The following is a 20260-nucleotide window of genomic DNA, read 5'->3' on the forward strand; positions in this document are numbered from 1 at the left end:
CATAGGGAAAAGCCGGATGCGTCCGGCAGCGGCTGTCTTTTATGGACAGATTTCGCCGCCGTAAAGCCCGGCTCAAATGTCAGCGTCATTTGATGAGGAGCGGCAGTTCCTTCAGGAACGCAGCCCGGGTCTTGAGGCCCTTTGGCACGTCCGTGCGGTTGGTGTCGACGACAAGCCGCGCAAAGACGATCTGGCGGCCATCCTTTTGCGCCCAGCCGACGAACCAGCCGAGCGAGCGCTTGTCCTGAACCTTGTCGGCGTCGTTGCGCAGCCTGGTGCTGCCGGTCTTGCCTTGCACCGTCCAACCCCCGGCCTGGAAGGTCGGGATGATGGCTGATGTCATGTCGTAGGCCTTGGCCGAGACAGGCAGCTTGCGGGCCAGCAGCTTGCGCAGGAATTCGACCTGCTCGACCGGCGTGATCTTGAGCGAGGAATTCACCCAGGACTTGGTCAAACCATCATTCTTGCCGGGATTACCGGAAACATCGGCATTGCCGTAGTCGAATTTCGAGACATAACCGGCAAAACTCTCAGACCCAAGCCGGCGGGTGATTTCCCGGGAAAACCACAGGATCGAATCTCGCTCCCAGACCACCGGATCGACGGTCTTCTGATCCCGCTTCACCGCGTTGAATTCAGGCTTGTAATCCCAGCTCGGCGTGTGCTCGTCGCTCAGGATCCCGCTGTCATAGCCGATCAGCGACAACGGCACCTTGAACGTCGACGCCGGGCTGAACCGCTGGTCGCACACCCCGTCCTGGTAAAGCGTCTTGCCGCTCGCCGCATCGGCGATCACCGTGCACTGCACGTCCCCCAACGGCGCCGATTGCGCGCGCAACGGAAATCCCAGCAGCCAGGCGAGCAGGAACAGTATCCCGGCAAAGATGAAGGGAAGACGGTCGAAATTGCGCATTTGTCTGCTCGCTCAAGAGGGGGGTTCGCGAGCGGCTTAGCGAGGTCTCTTGTCTCGATTTTGTCTCAAATGCGCAGTCTTTGTGCAGGCTGTTGTTAACCCTACCGGATCGTAAACGGGCAGAGCCGCCGGTACCTGACCGATGCGATCACCCCTGCGCTTCGCCGCGCTTGCTGCCGATCCGCCAGTACCGCCATGGCGTGAACCAGACATAACGATCCTCCAGCACCTCCGGCACGCGGTCGATGCCATGCGTGCCGAATGGCCCGCAGCGCAGCACGCGGAAGAATCCCATCCAGCCGCCGGCCCACAGGCCATGGCGGGCGATCGCCTCATGGGCATATTCCGAACAGGTCGGCAGATGCCGGCAGGAATTGCCGACAAAGCCCGACAGCGTCAGCTGATAGAGGCGCACGAGCGACGTGCCGAGGAGACGGCCCGGCGTCTTGCGCCATGGACCGGGCCAGTTGCGGCCGCGTTTCGGCGGCCTGGCGATATGCGCATGCCCATGCTGGTCGCGCACCACAGTCTCCGTTTCGCGTTTCCCAGGCGATAGATGTGGGCTTCCACTGGAAAACGCAATCCCCACTCCTTGCGCGCACTTAGTCGTCACGGGCGGAACGGCGAAACGGCTGCCAGTGAGCCGAAGCCACCCACCGGCCACGACTGGTCGGCTCTTCGTAACGCTTTTCATGCTTTCTTCTGTCACGCCATTGAAACGTTGCGATCCGCATGACATCGCCAAAGATGCTCAGCAACTGGATCATGATCGGTCTCCTTTGACATGGATTAGACCGCCGCTGGCCTTCGCCTTCAAACGAGTATAATTTCCACTTCGGATAATCCTGGGTTATGCGAAATGAAGCGTGGGCGCCTGCCGCTGACGGCATTGAGGAGCTTCGAGGCGGCGGGCCGGCATCTGAGCTTTAGCCGGGCCGCCGAGGAGCTTTTCGTCTCGCAGGCGGCGATCAGCCGGCAGATCCGGGAACTCGAAATCTTCCTGCATCAACCCTTGTTCGAACGTCACCATCGCCGTGTCGAGTTGACCGACACCGGCCGACGTCTGCTGGAGCAGCTTGTCAGAAGTTTCGACGCCATCGACACCTTGCTTGGAGAACTGGTGGCGACACCACCGCAGTCCGTGGTCCGCGTCAGTGTCGAGCCGTCGCTTGCATCCGTGTGGCTGGTGCCGCGGCTCAACCGGTTTCGCCAATTGCGGCCTGACATCGACGTCTCGCTCGAGGTCGACCCAAGGCTGATCGAGTTCCGCAGCGATCAGCCGGAGCTTGCCTTACGCTTCAGCACGCATGTCACCGCGTGGCCGCGCAGCCAGGCTGAGCGGCTTGCCTCGACTGTCGATTCACCGGTTCTGTCGCCGGCGCTGCTTGCTTCTGGCCCTGCCCTCGATAAGCCGATCGATCTTGCCCGCTACACGCTTCTGCACGAGGAAAACCGTCAAGGCTGGGCGCGCTGGTTCCAGGCGGCCGGCGTGCCCGCCGACGCCATACCGGCGCGCGGGCCGATGCTGGCGGATGCGTCGCTTTCAAAACAGGCCGCTTTGCTCGGACATGGCGTGGCCTTGGGCGATCTCTTGCAGATCGGCGGGGAAATCGCATCCGGCGCGCTGGTCAAGCCGTTCGACATCGACGTCGCATCCGGCGCCTATTGGCTGGTGGCCAGAAACTTGCGCGACCTCTCGGAACCGGCCGCCGCGTTCGCCGACTGGCTCAGAAGCGAATTCGTCGAAAGCAGGCGGGTGCTGGAAGCGCGGGCTTGAACCCTTCCGGCCGGGCTCCCGCTACTTTGCCTTCTTGCTGTATTTTTCGAAGAGTTTGTCGAGCGCATCCGCGGCCGGAAGCTCGCCCGGTGAGTCTTCTCCCGGGTTGAATGTGAGGATGACATCGCGCCACATATCGTAGTGGGCAGCATATGATGTCAGCCTGGGAAATGGCGCGCAGCGTGCGATGGCCCGGACAGCGGACTCGGCAACCTTGTCCGGCGGCGTCGTCACAGGACCGAGGATTTTTGGCGGGCCTGCGAGTGACCCGTCCTTGTTCAGACTGATCTGGACGCGTGCAATGCTGTGGGTGTTTGCAGGCATGTTCCAACAATGCTGGATTGCCTTCATGAGATAGTCGCCGATATCGTGCTCGACCGCTACGTCTGCCCGGCTCGGGGTCCCGCTCAACGCGAGTGAGCCAGCAAGGCTCCCGGCAAACACCAGGCTTTGGTAGCCAAACCCCAAGGTCAGGCCGCTTCTTCGGCGCGCTTCTTCTCGATCTGGCCGATGGCGTCGACCACGGCATCGAAAGTCAGCATGGTCGAAGCGTGCCGCGCCTTGTAGTCGCGCACCGGCTCCAGATATCTGAGATCCGCGAAGCGACCGTCCGGCGGGGCGCCATTTTCCTTGAGCATCTTCAGCATGGTGTCGCGCACCGCGCGCAATTCCTCAGCACTCGCGCCGACGACATGCTGCGCCATGATCGATGACGACGCCTGGCCGAGCGCACAGGCTTTCACGTCATGGGCAAAGTCCGTGACCAGGCCGTCCTGCATCTTGAGGTCGACGGTGACCGTGGAACCGCATAGCTTGGAGTGAGCCTTGGCGGTCGCGTCAGGATGATCGAGACGGCCGATGCGGCCAATGTTCCCGGCAAAACCGAGAATTTTCGCGTTGTAGACCTCGTTTATCATTATTTTCCAATCCGTCGCCGCCAAGCGAACAGCGATTGCCGCTGTCGTGTCTTCCTTTCGCTCGCTATGACCTTATATAATGCTGGCAGTCCGGTATCGACAAGAACGACGAAAGCCAATGTCCTTGCCGGGAAGTTCACGCCACTTACGGGGCTGGAAACGGGGCGAGTTTCCGACACCGAAAGGTCGTGGTCCGTTCAACTCGTTCCTCCGCCGAGAGGGACTACGGGAGACGCCTTTATGGATGCCGTCATCAAGAAGCTCATGCCACAGTCAGCCTATATGGAAAAGCCGGTCACCGACCGGCCAAGCGAAGCCGAAGTCGAAGCCGCCGTGCGCACGCTTTTGCGCTGGACCGGCGACAATCCGGACCGCGAAGGGCTGATCGACACGCCGAAGCGGGTGGCAAAGGCCTATCGCGAAATGTTCGGCGGCTACGACATGTGCCCGGCGGACGAGCTCGGCCGCACCTTCGAGGAGGTCGCCGGCTACGACGACCTGGTCATCGTCAAGGACATAACATTCCATTCGCATTGCGAGCACCACATGGTGCCGATCATCGGCAAGGCGCATGTCGGCTATCTGCCGGATGGCAAGGTTGTCGGCCTGTCCAAGATCGCCCGCGTCGTCGATATCTTCGCCCACCGCCTGCAGACCCAGGAGGCGCTGACGGCGCAGATCGCCGGCGTCATCCAGGACGTGCTCAATCCGCGCGGCGTCGCCGTCATGATCGAGGCCGAGCACATGTGCATGGCCATGCGCGGCATCCGCAAGCAGGGTTCAACTACGCTGACCTCGACCTTCACCGGCGTCTTCAAGGATACGCCCGAAGAGCAGGTTCGTTTCGTGACCATGGTGCGTGGCGGCGGGATCTGAATGGCCCTCGCCGGCCATCAGACCATGATCCCGAAAAGTGGAGACCGGTTTTCGGACAAGATCATGGTCAACGAGGAAAATGGACCGGCGATGTCGGCACTGGAATTTCCAAAAGCTCCGTCGGACAAGAAAGCGCTCGAGGAAGGCGCGGTGTTCTCGCCGCGCTTCGATGCAGCCGGGCTGGTCACGGTCGTCGTCACCGATGCCGGAGACGGCATGCTGTTGATGGTTGCGCATATGAATGCGCAAGCACTGGCACTGACGCTGGAGACCGGCATCGCCCACTACTGGTCGCGCTCGCGCAACGTGCTTTGGAAAAAGGGCGAAACATCAGGCAATTTTCAGCATGTCGTCGAGATGCTCACGGATTGTGACCAGGATGCCATATGGTTGCGCGTCAAAGTGTTGGGCCACGACGCAACCTGTCACACCGGCCGGCGTTCATGCTTTTATCGGACGGTGGGGCTGATCGATGGCAAGGGGACGCTTGCCGGCGACGGCAGCAAGCCGCTGTTCGATACGGAAAACACGTATCGGAAACCACCAGCTTGAACCTTCTGCCTGACACCAACCACACAGATTCATCATTTCGATACGGCCCGCTCGTATAGTAGCCGTGGGACAAGGGAGATCATGATGCTCGAGTGGGCGTCATTGCGTAACAGACCAGATGTCAGGGAGGCCAACGGCCTATCCTCGTCAGGCGGCGCGTCCGAAACCAACTCCCAGAAGAAAACAGCCATTTCGCTCGCCTTGGGTGGCGGTTGCGCCCGCGGCTGGGCGCATATCGGCGTGCTGCGCGCGCTCGACGAAGCCGGCATCGAAGTGTCGATGATCGCCGGCACCTCGATCGGCGCGTTGGTCGGCGGCTGCTATCTCGCCGGCAAACTGGACGAGCTCGAAGAATTCGCCCGCAGCCTGACCAAGCGCCGCATCTTCGGCCTGCTCGATCTCAATTTGCGCGGCAGCGGCCTGTTCGGCGGTATGAAGCTCGATGCAAGGCTGCGCGAGCACATGGCCGGCATTCGTTTCGAGGACCTTGCCAAGCCGTTCGTCGCGGTCACCTCCGAAATCCGCACCGGCCACGAAATCTGGCTGTCGAGCGGCTCATTGATCACCGCCATGCGCGCCTCCTACGCGCTGCCCGGCGTGTTCGAGCCGGTGAATTGCAACGGCCGCGTGCTGGTCGACGGCGCGCTGGTCAACCCGGTACCGGTTTCGGTCTGCCGCGCCTATGAGCAGCCGCTCGTCGTGGCGGTCAACCTTCACTATGATCTGTTCGGCCGCGCCGCCGTCATCAAGCACAGCGCCGGCGAGCTGGTCGTTGAAAAGGACGCGCCGCGGCCTGGTCAGATCGACGCCGAGCGCCAGTCGCATCAGACGCGGCTCGGCATCACCGGCGTCATGGTCGAGGCCTTCAACATCATTCAGGACCGGATTTCGCGCGCCAGGCTTGCCGGCGACCCGCCCGATATGTCGCTGCAGCCGAAGCTCAGCCATATCGGCCTGACCGAATTCCACCGCGCCGACGAGGCGATCAACCTCGGCTATCAGGCGACGATGGCGCAGATCGGCGAACTGACCCGGCTGCAGACCGTTCTCGCCTGACGCATATCTTCCCAACGCATGGAATCAAAACACTTGAAGCACGTCGATTGAATTCAACGCGACGCGCTTCAAGGTGACTGAGCAAGGATCAGTGCGCAGCTTCGGCAGAGGTGGCGGCATCCTGGGCTATGCCCGGAGCCTGCTTGAGCATCAGAGCCAGAACCGCACCAAGGAAAACCGCGGCGGCGGCGAACAATCCTGCCATACGCAATCCGTCGACGACATCCGATGTGGTAGCGGCCACTCCACCCAAACCGACATTGGCCACGACAAGAGCGGCGGCAAGACCCAAGGCTGCGCCGATCTGTAGGGATGTCGACCCTAGCGCCGAGGCGACTCCTTGTTCGTTGGCGGCCACTCCGGAAGCGGCAGCTACGAACAGCGTCGTAAAGGCGATGCCGCCACCGAAACCATAGATGAGGATCCCGGGCAGCACGGCCCAGTACGACCCGCCTGGTGACAGAGCAAGAGCGATCGCCACCAGCCCGATCCCATAGATGAGCATGCCGGCAACCATCGTGGCGCGAGTCCCCCACTTGGTGAGCAGCAGTGCCGCGCCCTTGCCGCCGCCGACCATCGCCAGCACGCCGAGCGGAACGAATGCCAGACCGGCGGCGAGCGCGTTGTAGCCAAGCAGGTTCTGAAAGTAGGTCGTGAGAATATAGTAGCCCGAACTCAGCGCCATGTGATGAAAGAAACTCACCGCCATGGCCGTGACAAGGCTTCGATTGGCAAACAGCCGCAGTGGCGCGAGCGGATCGCGCACGCGTCTCTCGATGAGAATGAAGGCACAAAGCAGCAGCACACCGATTGCAAGCGATCCGGTGCTGCGAACCGTATTCCAGCCCACCTCAGGTCCACTGGCCAAGCCGAACACCAGCAATGTCGCGGCTGCCGTGACAACCAGCGCACCCGGCAGATCAAAACTCCGCCTCTGGCCACTATTTACCGGATCGGGCGCCAGGAGAACTGGCGCGGCGACAAGAGCGGCGCCCAGAGCCAGTGGAACGGTGAAGAAGAAGACCGCTTGCCAACCCCAGCCATTGGTCAGGACGCCTCCGATGATGGCACCGGCTGCCAGGCCGCCACTAGCCGTGGCACCCCAGACTGCCAGCGCCCGATTGCGTTCTGCACCTTCCGCGAAGCTGGTATTGATCAGCGCCAGAGTTGCAGGAAACAGAAGCGCCCCGCCCAGGCCCTGAACGGCCCGAGCGACCACCAGCGTAAGAGCATCGGGCGCAAAGCCTCCTGCAAAGGACGAGACGCCATAGAGCACGAGCGCCAGGATGAACATGCGCCGCGGGCCAAGCCGGTCAGCCGCTCGACCGCCGAGCAGCAGAAAGCCGCCAAACGCCACGGCGTAAGCGCTCACCACCCATTGCAGCGACTGTGGCGTAAAGCCGACCTCCCGGCCAATATCCGGCAGTGCGACATAGACGATGTTGTAGTCGATCGCGATTATGAACTGCGCGAACGCCAGCAGCGCGAGCCTGAGCCCGGACCAGCGTGGCACTCCCGCATCGGTTTGATTCAGTGATTTCCGCATTTGGCATCTTTCCCGACTATGGATTCCGCAGCCCGCTCTTCGTCAGCGAGACCCGCATGCGGCTACCCTGGAGGCGCAGCGCTTGTTTCGGAATTGGCATTTTTGACAAAGATTGTGCTAAACTTGCCACTCGACGAAACCGATACCGGGAGCCGCCCCATGGCTGGCAAGTGCATCCACGTGGTCATCTGGCTGCCGTCCGATTTCTATTCGGCGGTTGTCTCGACGCTGGTGGAGATGTTTCAGCTCGTGAATGACGTCAGCGGCTCACAGGTTCTCTCCTGCGAGTTCGTTTCCAGGGCGCCGCCTGCAATTTCGACGGCCGGAATTTCTTTCCCTGCGAAGACGCAACCGTCTCGAAAAATGGATGTGTTGATCCTCATCGCGATGCCAGGTGTCGATATTCCCGAACTTCTGCGCTCGCTTGACCAGGAGAGTGAGTACTCAAAACCGCTGATCGCACTCGCACGACAACAGGATGCAATCATCGCGGCACATTGCGGTGCATGTTATCTGCTCGCCGATACAGGGCTGCTGGACGGCAAGCGTGCGACGATATCCTGGTGGCTAAAGTCCCACGTAAGCAGCCGATTTCCGCAAGTTCAATGGGACTCGTCGCACATGCTTGTTCGCGACGATCGCCTATACACTTGCGGCGGCGGATTTTCGGGACTGGAACTCGCCAAAGCTCTGCTGGTCGATCTCGGCTTCTCGAAAGAGGAGCGGATCGTTCGAAAGCTCTTGGTTCTTCCGCCTTCGCGCAAATTTCAAAGCCCCTACGAATTCCCTCTCGAAGAATTGCCGAAGGAGACCAATCCGCTGGAGACCAAACTTCGTGGACTCGCGGAAAACAAGATACGGGAAATCGATTTGGGCTTTCTCGCGGCGGGACTTGGCATGTCTGCGCGAACGCTGTCTCGCAGATTTGTTAGTGAACTCAAGACCACGCCGGGAAAATGGATCCAGGAAAGACGGCTTGAACTCGCAAGGTCGCTGCTTGAGGGAACCAAGCTAAGCGTCTCGGAAATCTGCTATCGGGTGGGCTATCAGGACGTGGCTTCGTTCAGTCGCACTTTCTCCAAGACGACCGGAATGGCGCCGGGCGAGTTTCGGAAGCAGATACGATCATAGATCGCCCGAGGCGAACATTGCCGCGCAAGCTACGGTTCGGTCACACAAGAACCTCACGCACGAGCCGCATCGCTGATGCGAAACTGCACGGTGCGGTTGCCGTTCCAGTAGTTGCCTGACAACGAACCGGCGACGTGGATCGTCTTGCCCCGGTTCTTGAACAGGAATTCGCCAAGTGCGGTTTCGACAGCGCGAAAGGCGATCGCCTGGATACGGCCGCCGCTTTCCGATTGCAGTTCGACGCGGATGTGGTTGGTGCCGACCGGCCGCGCATCGGCCAATCGGTGGCGCGGCAACGCGAAAACAGGGGCCACATGCCCGGCACCGAAGGGTCCGGCCTGTTCCAGCGCGTCGAGCAGGCTGAGCGTCGCGCCTTCAGCGGCAAGTGCGCCGTCTATGGCCAGGCTTTCCTCGCCCTGCAGGCGAAACACGTCGGCTGCCGCCCGTTCTTCAAAAAACGCCCTGAGTTCGCCAAGCCTTGCCCGCTCCACGGTGATGCCCGCCGCCATGCCATGGCCGCCGCCCTTGACGATCAGACCGGCAACGGCCGCCTCGCGCACCAGCCGGCCGAGGTCGAAACCCGAGACCGAGCGGCCCGAACCGGTGCCGATGCCCACAGCATTGAACGCGATGGCGAAGGCGGGCCGCCGGGCATGATCCTTCAATCGCGAAGCGAGCAGGCCGACAATACCCGGATGCCAGCTGTTGGAGGCGGTGACGACGATAGCCGGGCCATTGCCGCCGGCGAGCTCTGCATCGGCCTCGACGCGCGCCGCCGCGAGCATCTCCTGCTCCATCAACTGCCGTTCCTGGTTGAGCCGGTCGAGCGTCTCGGCAATGGTGCGCGCCTCGACCGGATCGTCGGTCGCAAGCAGCCGGCTACCAAGTGCGGCATCGCCGATGCGTCCGCCGGCATTGATGCGCGGGCCGATCAGATAGGCCAGATGGAAAGTGCTGATCGGCTCGCCGATGCGCGACACGCGTGCCAGTGCCGCCAACCCTTCATTCTTCTGCTGGCGCGCCATCTGCAGCCCCTTGACCACGAAGGCGCGGTTGACGCCGGTCAGCGGCACCACGTCACAGACTGTGGCCAATGCCACGATATCAAGCAGCGAAAGCAGGTCCGGCGGCGTAGCATCGGCCATGCGGCCGCGCAGGATCCTGGCCGTCTGCACAAGGGCGAGGAAGACCACGCCGGCGGCACAGAGATGGCCCTGCCCGGAAAGGTCGTCGTCGCGATTGGGATTGACGACGGCAATTGCCGCCGGCAAGGCACCGCCGACCTGGTGGTGGTCGAGCACCAAGACATCGGCCCCAGCCTCGTTGGCGGCATCGATGGAAACTGCGCTGTTGGTGCCGCAATCGACAGTGACGATCAGTGTCGCGCCACGCGAAACAAGTTCGCGCATGGCATCCGGGTTGGGCCCATAGCCCTCGAAAATACGATCCGGAATGTAGATTTCCGACGGCACCGAGAAATGCGTGAGGAACCGCTTCAGCAAGGCCGACGAGGCGGCGCCGTCGACATCATAGTCGCCGAAGATCGCCACCTTTTCCTTGGCCATCACCGCGGCGGCGATGCGGGCCGCCGCCCTGTCCATGTCGGTCAGCGATGCCGGATCCGGCAGAAGATCGCGGATCGTCGGGTCGAGAAACCGCTCGGTCTGTTCGGCGGTAACACCACGGCCGGCAAGCACCCGCGCGACGATGTCGGGCACGCCATGGCCTTGCGCGATGGCGAGCGCAATCATGTCCTGGCGTTCTGTCAGCCGATGTTCCCAGGAAACCCCTGATACTGACTGCCTGACATCGAGGAAGAGGCGTTTTTCGCCGGTCATACGCTTTGCCAACTCATCGTTGGCCGCACGATAATGCATGTCGCCCATAAGTGGGCAGCGGTTTTGGGGCGACGACCTGCATTGGCAACAATTTTAAGCGCGTCGCGTTCACGCGACGCTCTATAGGCCAAAGGCAGGCAAAGCCAAGCGATTCACGGGTGCGCGCGGTCCCGAAATAAGTCAAGAAAACTGCGCTTTCGGCTTTTCAGCCTGGCGCCGAAGCCATTCGTCGGCCGCATCGCCCATCGTCTTTTCCACACCGTCCTTGAGCCAAGCCATGAAAGGCCGGTCGAACCTGAATGCATCGCCGCATTCCCGGATGAGAAAGCGACGCACATTCTGGGTGTTGCGATAGGACTTTGTGATGGCGGTGGCACGCGAAATCGGATCCGCATGCCAGTCGAACGGTTTCATCGTCAAATCCTTGCAGCCAGCATCGGATGCGCCCGAATGGCTAGCAATTGCAAGGTGGCTTCGCAAGCGAGCGTCAGAACTTATCCAGACCCTGATGGCGGGCCTTGATCTCGCGCACCGTCCGCGACGACGAGCGCAGCACGATCGTGTGGGTGGTGATGTAATTGTGGCCGAACTTGACGCCAGCCAGCATGTTGCCGTCGGTGACACCGGTGGCCGCGAACAGCACATCGCCGCGCGCCATGTCCTCCGTCCGATAGACCCGTTTCGGATTGGAAATACCCATCTTTGCCGCGCGAGCAACCTTTTCCGGCGTGTCGAGGATCAGCCTGCCTTGCATCTGGCCGCCGGTGCAGCGCAGCGCGGCAGCGGCCAGCACGCCCTCTGGTGCGCCGCCAGTGCCGAGATAGATGTCGATGCCGGTTTCTTCCGGATCCGTGGTGTGGATGACGCCGGCGACATCGCCATCGCCGATCAGCCGGATCGCGGCACCCGTGGCGCGCACGGCATCGATCAGCCTGGCATGACGTGGCCGGTCGAGAATGCAGGTGGTGATATCCGATATGGCCACGCCCTTCGCCCTGGCGAGGCTGGCGATGTTCTCAGCCGCCGAGGCGTCGATGTCGATGACGCCGTCCGCATAGCCCGGGCCGATGGCGATCTTGTCCATGTAGACGTCGGGCGCAAACAGCAGGCTGCCCTTTTCGGCGATCGCGATGACCGCGAGTGCATTGGGCAGGTTCTTGGCGCAAATCGTCGTGCCTTCGAGCGGATCGAGCGCGATATCGACGGCCGGACCTTTGCCGGAGCCGACTTCCTCGCCGATGTAGAGCATCGGCGCCTCGTCGCGCTCGCCTTCGCCGATCACCACAGTGCCCTTGATGGCAAGCCGGTTGAGTTCCTGGCGCATGGCGTCGACTGCGACCTGGTCGGCCGCCTTTTCGTCGCCGCGCCCGCGCAGCCTGGCGGCCGCGACGGCGGCTCGTTCGGTGACGCGCACCAGTTCCATGGTGAGTATCCGGTCAAGGCCGGCGACGATGTTCTGGGCCACATTCATCTGGTGATTTCCTCGTTGGCAATGCGGCCTCCCGCCGGAGGCGGGCCTGTTTTGTCAAACCAGCATGACAACGGCAAGACCTACTGAGGATTTTATCGAATAACCAACAATACCAATCGGTTAAGCCGCATCCTGAAACGATACTGGCCCGATCGCCGTGCGCCGGGCCAGTCTCAAAACGGTAAAAATGGCGGCGTTCGCGGCCTAGAAAACCGCGAGGTATTTGAGCAGTGAAATGATGCCGATGATGATGACGATGACCTGAACTATCTGTCTCATCCGGCCATCGAGCGGCAGGCGTTGAACCAGATAGAGAACGAGGATGATGACGAGGAATGTGATCAGGATGCCGATCAATGCTGATGAAGCCATGGTGCCCTCCTTAAAAGTGATTTGCTGAAAACAAGAGAGTGGGCCGGAAGCCCGGCCCTATCGCGCTGCGGTCAATACCAGCGGCGGGAGGTATCGTTCGTCGATTGACCAATGGTGAAGCCGGCCAGAAAGCCGAGCAGGCCGATCACGCCGACCAAAGCTGTCGTCGTACCTGGATTTTCACGCGCGACCTCCGAAACAGCCTGAGCCTGGCTGCGCAGCTGTTGCGCCGTACGCGAAGCGCGGCTCGCGGCCGTGTCGTACAACTCGGACGCCTGTTCGCCGGCGTCGTCGAGCATCTCCGCGCCCCGCGCCGAAATGCTCTTGTTGATCTTGGTAATCTCCTTGCGCAAATCGGCAATCTGCTTTTCCAGCGTCTTCTGGATGTCGTCGATATTAGGGGTGTCGGACTTGTTGGTATCGGCCATGAAGCGGTTCCTCTGGTTGCTGACCAAGAGAACGGCGACGACACCAATTCGTTCCCGCGTGGCGGCTGTCCCCACCAGACCAGACCTCAATGCCTGCGGGATTCCTGTCCCGCAGGGCCTATCGGGCGAAAGCTACCCTGCCCGCTCGATGCGGATGACCTGCGGCTTGTCGGTCAGATGGCCATCCTTGGTGATGCCATCGACGGCCTTGCGCACAGCAGCCTCGGTCGTCTCGTGGGTGACGAGGATCACCGTCTTCTGTGCCGCCGCCTCGCCATTGACCGCGTGCTGGACGATCGATTCCAATGAAATGTCATTATCGGCCATGCGCTTGGCGATTGCCGCGAAAACGCCGATGCGGTCATGCACGGTCAACCGGATGAAATAGCCGCCGGCATGGCTGCGCATCTGCGCCTTCTTGTAGGGTTTCAGCTCCTTCGCCGGCCGTCCAAAGACCGGACCATGCTGGAAGCCTGGCCGGCTCTTGGCGATGTCGGCGATGTCGCCGATGACGGCCGAGGCGGTGGCGTTGCCGCCGGCACCGGGGCCTGACAGCAGCAGTTCGCCCAGAATGTCGGTCTCGATCGCCACCGCATTGGTGACGCCATGCACCTGCGCGATGACCGATGCCGTCGGCACCATCGTCGGATGCACGCGCTGCTCGATGCCGCTCTCGGTGCGCTGGGCGACACCCAGCAGCTTGATCCGGTAGCCAAGATCGGCGGCCGCGCGGATGTCGGCCTGGGTGATGTTGGAGATACCTTCCATATAGATGTCGTTGGCGGCGATCCTGGTGCCAAAGGCAAGGCTGGTCAGGATCGACAGCTTGTGCGCGGTGTCGTGGCCCTCGATGTCGAACGTCGGATCGGCTTCGGCATAGCCCAGCCGCTGCGCGTCCTGCAGGCAAGCATCGAACGAGATGCCCTCGGCCTCCATGCGCGTCAGGATGTAGTTGCAGGTGCCGTTGAGGATGCCGAATACGCGGGTGACCGAATTTCCGGCCATCGCCTCGCGCATGGTCTTGATGACGGGAATGCCGCCCGCCACCGCCGCCTCATAGTTGAGCAGAACACCCTTTTTCTCGGCGATCTCGGCCAGCGCCACGCCATGCTTGGCCAGCAGCGCCTTGTTGGCGGTGACGACGTGACGGCCGGCTTCGAGTGCCGCTTTCACCGACGAGCGCGCCGGGCCCTCGTCGCCGCCGATCAGTTCGACGAACACGTCGATTTCTGCGGTCTGCGCCATCTTGACCGGATCGTCGAACCACTTTGCCGAGCTCAGATCGACGCCGCGATCGCGCTTCTGGTCGCGCGCCGAGACGGCGGTGACGATCACGTCACGGCCGCACTGGCGGGTCAGTTCCACCGCTTTGTCGCGCAGCACGCGCGCCACCGACGCGCCAACGGTGCCGAGGCCGGCAATTCCAACACGCAATGCTTCAGCCATGTCCGGCGACGTCCCTCAAAGTCAGATCGAATTTGCGTGCGGCAAGCTTACCGGTGAGCGGAGAGCGGCACGACATTGTTGGGCTGCTTGGCGCTGGTCGACAGGAAGCGCTTGATGTTGCGCGCCGCCTGCCGGATCCTGTGCTCGTTCTCGACCAGAGCGACGCGCACGAATTCGTCGCCATGCTCGCCGAAGCCAACACCGGGCGCCACGGCCACGTCGGCATGTTCGATGAGCAGCTTGGAGAATTCGAGTGAGCCGAGATGTCGGAACGGCTCCGGGATTGGCGCCCAGGCGAACATCGATGCCGCCGGTGCCGGGATGGTCCAGCCAGCGCGGCCGAAGGCATCGACCATCACATCGCGGCGCTTGTGGTAGATGTCGCGCACTTCGGCGACGTCGGCGCCGTCGCCATTGAGCGCATGTGCCGCCGCCACCTGGATCGGCGTGAAGGCGCCGTAATCGAGGTAGGATTTCACCCGCGTCAGCGCCGAGATCAGCCGCTCGTTGCCGACGGCAAAGCCCATCCGCCAACCGGGCATGGAGAAGGTCTTCGACATGGAGGTGAATTCGACGCAAACGTCGATCGCGCCAGGCACCTGCAGCACCGAAGGCGGCGGATTGCCGTCGAAATAGATCTCCGAATAGGCAAGGTCGGACAGGATGATGATGTCGTTCTTCTTGGCGAAGGCGACCACATCCTTGTAGAAATCGAGCGAGGCGACCAGCGCCGTCGGGTTCGACGGATAGTTGAGGATCAGCGCCAGCGGCTTCGGGATCGAATGTTTGACTCCGCGCTCGAGCGCCGGGATGAAGCCGTCGTCCGGCTCCACCTGCAGCGAGCGGATGACGCCACCCGACATGATGAAGCCGAAGGCATGGATCGGATAGGTCGGGTTAGGGCACAGGATCACGTCGCCGGGCGCCGTGATCGCCTGCGCCATATTGGCGAAGCCTTCCTTCGAGCCAAGCGTGGCCACCACTTGCGTGTCGGGATTGAGCTTCACGCCGAAGCGCCTGCCATAGTAGGCGGCTTGGGCGCGACGCAGGCCCGGAATGCCGCGCGACGAGGAATAGCGATGCGTGCGCGGGTCGCGCACGACCTCGCACAATTTGTCGACGATAGCCTTGGGCGTCGGCAGGTCCGGATTGCCCATGCCCAGGTCGATGATGTCGGCGCCACGCGATCGGGCGCTGGCCTTGAGCCGGTTGACCTGCTCGAACACGTAAGGCGGAAGCCGGCGAACCTTGTGAAATTCTTCCATGGCAGTTCCAGACAGCGAAGGGGGTGTTGGGCGCGCGCTATATACTTATTTGCAGGTAGGGTCGAGGGCGGGGTCGCATTTGGCTTCGATCTGCTTCAGCGTTTCGTCGCCATGCTTCTTGGCCAGATCCGTCAGCGCCGCCTGGTTGGCGACCTTCGGGCCGCCGCCCTTTGCCGCCTGCGCATTCTCATCCGCCTTCAATTGCGCGAGCTTGGCGTTCTTCTCGGCTTCGGTGAACTGAGGCGCCGCCACTTGCGGCTTGATGTTCAGGTTCGGAAAGGTGCCGGTATCCTTCGGCCCCGTACCCGCAGCGACAGGCGTCGGGCCATTCGTGTTGGTGCTCGAGCACCCGGCAATCCCGATGAGGACGATCGCCGCGCCGATGCGGCAAAAACGTCCGGCACCGAAAAAAACAGTCTCGCCAATATTAATCGTCATATTGTTTCCCTGGCAGCCGAGGTAGAGCGAGATTGGCCCGGTCGGATGTCCCATGTTAATATGTCAAGAAAAGGCCTCGGGAGGAACCCCGCCAACCATGTCCAAAACACCCGATTCGGGCAAAGCGGAAGATGACGAGCCTTCGACCGTCGAGCAATATCTGGTGAAGGACCCGGAACGCTTCGCCCTGAACATGGCGCGCATGATCGAGCAGGCCGGCAAGGCCGCTTCCGCCTGGGCCGAGCCGCGCGAAAAAGGCGACGTGCGCGACCATGTCGCTGAGCCCGTTGTCGATATGGTGAAGACCTTTTCCAAGCTCAGCGAATACTGGCTTGCCGATCCGCAGCGCGCGCTGGAAGCGCAGACGCGGCTGTTCTCCGGCTATATGACGGTCTGGGCCAACGCCATTCAGCGCACCAGCAACGCCGCGCAAGACACCGAAGACGCGGTCAAGCCGGAGCGCGGCGACAAGCGGTTCCTCGACCCGGAATGGGGCCGCAACGCCTTCTTCGATTTCCTCAAGCAGGCCTATCTCGTCACCTCGCGCTGGGCGGCCGATCTGGTCGAGCACGCCGAAGGCCTTGACGAGCACACCCGCCACAAGGCCGGCTTTTACGTCAAGCAGGTGTCCAACGCCATCTCGCCGTCGAATTTCATCCTGACCAATCCGGAACTGTTCCGTGAAACCGTCGCGTCGAACGGCGAAAACCTGGTGCGCGGCATGAAGATGCTGGCCGAGGACATCGCCGCCGGCAAGGGCGACCTGAAGCTGCGGCAGGCCGACTACTCGCCCTTCGAGATCGGCAGGAACATCGCCACCACTCCTGGCAAGGTGGTCGGCCGCAGCGACGTCGCCGAAATCATCCAGTACGACCCGGCGACCGAGACGGTGCTCAAGCGGCCCTTGCTGATCTGCCCGCCATGGATCAACAAATTCTACATCCTCGATTTGAACCCGCAGAAATCCTTCATTCGCTGGGCGGTTGAACAGGGCCACACCGTGTTCGTCATCTCCTGGATCAATCCGGACGAGCGCCACGGCACCAAGAGTTGGGAAGCCTATATCCGCGAGGGTCTGCAATACGGCCTCGACACCGTCGAGAAAGCCACCGGCGAACGCGACGTCAACGCGATCGGCTATTGCGTTGGCGGCACGCTTCTGGCGGCGGCACTGGCGCTGATGGCGCAAGAGGGCGACGACCGCATAAAATCGGCTACCTTCTTCACCACGCAGGTCGACTTCACCTATGCAGGCGACCTGAAAGTGTTCGTCGACGAAGAACAGGTCGCCGCTGTGGAAAAGTCGATGAGCGAAAAGGGCTATCTCGACGGCACCAAGATGGCGACCGCCTTCAACATGCTGCGCTCAGGCGACCTGATCTGGCCCTATGTCGTCAACAACTACATGCGCGGCAAGGATCCCCTGCCCTTCGACCTGCTCTACTGGAATGCAGATTCCACCCGCATGGCGGCGGCCAATCACTCTTTCTACCTGCGCAACTGCTATCTCGAGAACAACCTTTCGCAAGGCACGATGGAACTGGCGGGCCACACGGTCTCGCTTGGGGACATCACCATCCCGGTCTACAACCTCGCCTCCAAGGAAGATCACATCGCGCCGGCGCTTTCGGTGTTCCTCGGTTCGAAATATTTCGGCGGCACGGTCGAGTATGTGATGGCCGGGTCGGGCCATATCGCAGGGGTCGTCAATCCGCCGGCATCCAACAAATACCAGTACTGGACCGGGGGTACGCCGACGGGCGACTTCAGCCAGTGGATAGCCAATGCCACCGACCATCCAGGATCCTGGTGGCCGCACTGGCAAGACTGGATAGAGGCCAAGGACAACACCCGCGTGCCTGCCCGCAAACCGGGCAAGCATATGAAAACCTTGGGTGATGCTCCCGGCACCTATGTGAAAGTACGTGTGTAACGGACTGTAATGTGTGGTGAGTTGACGGACCGCCAAAAGCGGGCGAAATGGTGTCGTCAACCATCAAGCGGCCGTAATTCGGCAATCACCGCAAAAATACTTCCAGGCTTGCGGATTTGACACAGGTCTCGTTTCCGGATCGGAGACAAAGGTCACCCTGGCATCGACGCATGCGTGTGGCGCCAAGGATATACCGACCGGACATCGAGGGGGAATTTGACTTTGAAATCAGCAGGATGGAGCCTCGCAAAGGGAGAACGCCGCGCCATTGTGGCAGCGCTCTGCTCCTTGCTTCTGGCCTCCTGCACTTCGGCTGGCGACCCGACAATGTCGGTCGGAATGCCCGGTTACAATGCCACCGCATCGGATATGAATGCCGCCTCAAGTGGCAAGTCGGCCGCTGTCGCCGATTCGTCCGAGATCACGACCGAGCAGTCGACCGTGATGACGAGCGATACGGCGCTGCCTGAAAAAGTCGCCTACGTGCCTATGTCCAAACCGGGAGCTGCCTTTCCGCTGACCACGCCGGCGGGCGCCGAAACCATCGTTGGAAACACGCCGCAATCGCTGACGCAGCAGGCACAGACCGCGCAGCAAACCGACGCGGTCGCCCAGCAGATTGCCGCGGTCGACGGCGACGTGGCGGCGCCGAAGCCCGCTGCCGCTCCGGCCATGAACAACCCGGTCTATGTGACGGCTGGCGAGATGCCGCAGGCCGAAGCACCAAAGAAGAAAGGCTTCCTCGCCTCGATGTTTGGCGCAACGCCAGCCTCGGCGACACCATCCCCCATCATCAGCAACGCCCGGACGGGCGAGCAGCCCCCGGCGCAGGCAAAAGCGGCGCCAGCAGCGGCAAAGCCGATCATCACGCTGGCCTCGGCCAATTCCACGGCCAAGCCGGTGCAACTGGCTTCGCTCGGTGGCGATAGCGGTCACATCACCGGCAGCGATGCCCTGCCCGGCGTGCGCCAGACGGCCCTGTTCGAGATCAAGCGCAAGTCCGGCCTGGACGACGAAAGCGACGTCGACCTCAACGAGGATGAGGGGCCAATCGGCGGCTCCTATCAGGTTGCGTCAGCCGCCGGCATGGCCCGGTTGGCGCCCAACGGGCTGCTCAAGCAGAACGAAAGCGTCGATGTGGCCTGCCTGAAGCCGTCGCTGGTGCGCGTGCTGAAGACGATCGAAGGCCACTACGGCCGCAAGATGACGGTGACGTCAGGCTATCGCGACCCGGCCCGCAACCGGCGCGCCAACGGCGCCAAGAATTCGCTGCACATGTATTGCGCCGCCGCCGATATCCAGGTTCCCGGCGTTTCGAAATGGGAACTGGCGAGCTACATCAGAAGCATGCCCGGCCGCGGCGGCGTCGGCACGTACTGCCACACAGAATCGGTTCACGTCGACGTCGGCCCCGAGCGCGACTGGAACTGGCGCTGCCGCCGGCGCAGCGGCGGTGACGGCTAGTCTAGCAGACGGTCTTAGGCCTATTAGCAGCCAAGATCGTACCGGTGACCATTCTGAGCATTCGGGATTAGCCGAAGCCTCCCACAAACTTCGTCATCCTAGGGCGAAGCAGGAGCGAAGCTCCGTCGCGAGACCCTGGGATCCATGCCGCGACGGCTGTCGAGGAATGCGACGGAGCAGAATTCTGCACCGTGGTGATGCGTTTGAGTCGCGGCATGAATCCCTTGGGTTGCGGAGCAGCTCCAGGGGTCTGCGCTGCGTCGCTGCGCTCCTTGCTCCGCCCGAGGATGACGAAACGATGGGTGTCGCCGCTAATTATCAAAGCCTGCCAACCCTCGGGAAATCGTTGATTTGGCTGGCCCGGAAAAAAGTTGTCCAAGGTGGCACCTGACGGGTTGCCGGTTGCGCACAACGCCAGTATAAGCCGCTTCGTCTGAGCGCGCCCATCGTCTAGCGGTTAGGACACCGCCCTTTCACGGCGGTAACAGGGGTTCGATTCCCCTTGGGCGTACCAGAAAAATAATGCGTTTAGCGCAAACCTCCCTCCCAATGTGGCCAATTTCGACTGGCTCCCTGCCGCGGTCTTCAACTGACGCGCAGCTTCCGCGATCACACCATAGGCTAACGCGGCCACACAGGTCATAATCCTGCTACAAAGTGGTCGATTCCTCAGGGATGTAGCCGCTCCAAGAGCCCGCCGCAGGTCGCCCCCGTGGCGGGCTTTTCATTGCACGGTCGAGTTGGGTTCTCGGGCACCGCGACAAATGAGAAAGCCCCGCAGTGGTAAGCCCGCATTTATTGCCTGGTTTCCCGGCTTTAAACAGCTGACTTCGCGGT

General features: G+C 61.9%; 21 protein-coding genes and 1 tRNA gene. 8 read left to right on the forward strand and 14 right to left on the reverse strand.

The window, feature by feature from the left end; genetic code table 11:
* Positions 1 to 85: 85 nt before the first annotated feature.
* The 3 genes from blaOXA to EJ079_RS26265 all read right to left on the reverse strand — a co-directional run bounded on the left by blaOXA (position 86) and on the right by EJ079_RS26265 (position 1680).
* Complete coding sequence (gene blaOXA, locus EJ079_RS26255; protein WP_127810568.1) at positions 86 to 913, reverse strand: class D beta-lactamase; 828 nt, start codon at positions 911 to 913, stop codon at positions 86 to 88.
* Between the two features lie 148 nt (positions 914 to 1061).
* The gene (gene yidD / locus EJ079_RS26260) at positions 1062 to 1436 is read right to left on the reverse strand and encodes a membrane protein insertion efficiency factor YidD (protein WP_127322936.1); all 375 of its coding nucleotides are present in this window, start codon (positions 1434 to 1436) and stop codon (positions 1062 to 1064) included.
* 79 nt (positions 1437 to 1515) lie between these two features.
* Positions 1516 to 1680: a hypothetical protein gene (locus EJ079_RS26265; protein ID WP_127810569.1), complete on the reverse strand. Its 165-nt coding sequence runs from the start codon at positions 1678 to 1680 to the stop codon at positions 1516 to 1518.
* Positions 1681 to 1772: 92 nt separating this feature from the next.
* On the opposite strand from EJ079_RS26265, the gene EJ079_RS26270 reads away from it, so the two are divergent.
* On the forward strand, positions 1773 to 2690 hold the full coding sequence (locus tag EJ079_RS26270) for a LysR substrate-binding domain-containing protein (RefSeq protein ID WP_127810570.1): 918 nt from the start codon (positions 1773 to 1775) through the stop codon (positions 2688 to 2690).
* Between the two features lie 21 nt (positions 2691 to 2711).
* Here EJ079_RS26270 and EJ079_RS26275 read toward each other — a convergent pair whose 3' ends face one another.
* Positions 2712 to 3158: a cell envelope integrity protein TolA gene (locus tag EJ079_RS26275; protein ID WP_127396397.1), complete on the reverse strand. Its 447-nt coding sequence runs from the start codon at positions 3156 to 3158 to the stop codon at positions 2712 to 2714.
* 2 nt (positions 3159 to 3160) lie between these two features.
* The gene (locus EJ079_RS26280; RefSeq protein ID WP_127267647.1) at positions 3161 to 3607 is read right to left on the reverse strand and encodes an iron-sulfur cluster assembly scaffold protein; all 447 of its coding nucleotides are present in this window, start codon (positions 3605 to 3607) and stop codon (positions 3161 to 3163) included.
* Positions 3608 to 3847: 240 nt separating this feature from the next.
* On the opposite strand from EJ079_RS26280, the gene folE reads away from it, so the two are divergent.
* The 3 genes from folE to EJ079_RS26295 all read left to right on the forward strand — a co-directional run bounded on the left by folE (position 3848) and on the right by EJ079_RS26295 (position 6091).
* Positions 3848 to 4483 carry a GTP cyclohydrolase I FolE gene (gene folE / locus EJ079_RS26285; RefSeq protein ID WP_127399015.1) on the forward strand — a complete coding sequence of 212 codons (636 nt, stop codon included), beginning with the start codon at positions 3848 to 3850 and terminating at the stop codon, positions 4481 to 4483.
* Between the two features lie 90 nt (positions 4484 to 4573).
* Positions 4574 to 5035, forward strand: a complete 462-nt coding sequence (gene hisI, locus EJ079_RS26290) for a phosphoribosyl-AMP cyclohydrolase (protein ID WP_127399016.1) — start codon at positions 4574 to 4576, stop codon at positions 5033 to 5035.
* Between the two features lie 84 nt (positions 5036 to 5119).
* Positions 5120 to 6091, forward strand: coding sequence for a patatin family protein (locus EJ079_RS26295; RefSeq protein WP_127267650.1), 972 nt, complete (start codon positions 5120 to 5122; stop codon positions 6089 to 6091).
* 88 nt (positions 6092 to 6179) lie between these two features.
* On the opposite strand, the gene EJ079_RS26300 is transcribed toward EJ079_RS26295, so the two are convergent.
* A complete protein-coding gene (locus EJ079_RS26300) occupies positions 6180 to 7637 on the reverse strand; it encodes an MFS transporter (RefSeq protein WP_127810571.1) in 1458 nt (485 codons plus the stop codon).
* Between the two features lie 159 nt (positions 7638 to 7796).
* Between EJ079_RS26300 and EJ079_RS26305 the strand changes: the two genes are divergently transcribed.
* Entirely contained in the window at positions 7797 to 8768 is a 972-nt protein-coding gene (locus tag EJ079_RS26305; RefSeq protein WP_164873856.1) for a helix-turn-helix domain-containing protein, read from the forward strand.
* A gap of 53 nt (positions 8769 to 8821) precedes the next feature.
* Here the strand turns inward: EJ079_RS26305 and recJ are convergent, their stop codons facing one another.
* The 8 genes from recJ to EJ079_RS26345 all read right to left on the reverse strand — a co-directional run bounded on the left by recJ (position 8822) and on the right by EJ079_RS26345 (position 16026).
* Complete coding sequence (gene recJ, locus EJ079_RS26310; RefSeq protein ID WP_127397568.1) at positions 8822 to 10606, reverse strand: single-stranded-DNA-specific exonuclease RecJ; 1785 nt, start codon at positions 10604 to 10606, stop codon at positions 8822 to 8824.
* 180 nt (positions 10607 to 10786) lie between these two features.
* Positions 10787 to 11020, reverse strand: a complete 234-nt coding sequence (locus tag EJ079_RS26315) for a DUF6434 domain-containing protein (protein WP_127810572.1) — start codon at positions 11018 to 11020, stop codon at positions 10787 to 10789.
* 73 nt (positions 11021 to 11093) lie between these two features.
* Positions 11094 to 12077, reverse strand: coding sequence for a class II fructose-bisphosphatase (gene glpX / locus EJ079_RS26320; RefSeq protein ID WP_127810573.1), 984 nt, complete (start codon positions 12075 to 12077; stop codon positions 11094 to 11096).
* Between the two features lie 204 nt (positions 12078 to 12281).
* Positions 12282 to 12449, reverse strand: a complete 168-nt coding sequence (locus EJ079_RS26325; RefSeq protein WP_013531988.1) for a Thivi_2564 family membrane protein — start codon at positions 12447 to 12449, stop codon at positions 12282 to 12284.
* A gap of 71 nt (positions 12450 to 12520) precedes the next feature.
* Complete coding sequence (locus EJ079_RS26330) at positions 12521 to 12877, reverse strand: hypothetical protein (protein ID WP_127810574.1); 357 nt, start codon at positions 12875 to 12877, stop codon at positions 12521 to 12523.
* A 132-nt stretch (positions 12878 to 13009) separates the two neighbouring features.
* Positions 13010 to 14323, reverse strand: coding sequence for a homoserine dehydrogenase (locus EJ079_RS26335; protein WP_127398513.1), 1314 nt, complete (start codon positions 14321 to 14323; stop codon positions 13010 to 13012).
* A 47-nt stretch (positions 14324 to 14370) separates the two neighbouring features.
* Positions 14371 to 15588, reverse strand: a complete 1218-nt coding sequence (locus EJ079_RS26340; protein ID WP_127810575.1) for an LL-diaminopimelate aminotransferase — start codon at positions 15586 to 15588, stop codon at positions 14371 to 14373.
* A gap of 45 nt (positions 15589 to 15633) precedes the next feature.
* Positions 15634 to 16026, reverse strand: a complete 393-nt coding sequence (locus tag EJ079_RS26345) for a hypothetical protein (RefSeq protein WP_127323218.1) — start codon at positions 16024 to 16026, stop codon at positions 15634 to 15636.
* 97 nt (positions 16027 to 16123) lie between these two features.
* Between EJ079_RS26345 and phaC the strand changes: the two genes are divergently transcribed.
* The 3 genes from phaC to EJ079_RS26360 all read left to right on the forward strand — a co-directional run bounded on the left by phaC (position 16124) and on the right by EJ079_RS26360 (position 19937).
* Positions 16124 to 17959, forward strand: coding sequence for a class I poly(R)-hydroxyalkanoic acid synthase (gene phaC / locus EJ079_RS26350; RefSeq protein WP_127396079.1), 1836 nt, complete (start codon positions 16124 to 16126; stop codon positions 17957 to 17959).
* Positions 17960 to 18175: 216 nt separating this feature from the next.
* Entirely contained in the window at positions 18176 to 19423 is a 1248-nt protein-coding gene (locus EJ079_RS26355; RefSeq protein WP_127396080.1) for a YcbK family protein, read from the forward strand.
* Between the two features lie 439 nt (positions 19424 to 19862).
* Positions 19863 to 19937, forward strand: a tRNA-Glu gene (locus tag EJ079_RS26360).
* Positions 19938 to 20260: the final 323 nt, after the last annotated feature.

The sequence above is a fragment of the Mesorhizobium sp. M7A.F.Ce.TU.012.03.2.1 genome (assembly GCF_004006095.1).
Taxonomy (GTDB): Bacteria; Pseudomonadota; Alphaproteobacteria; order Rhizobiales; family Rhizobiaceae; genus Mesorhizobium.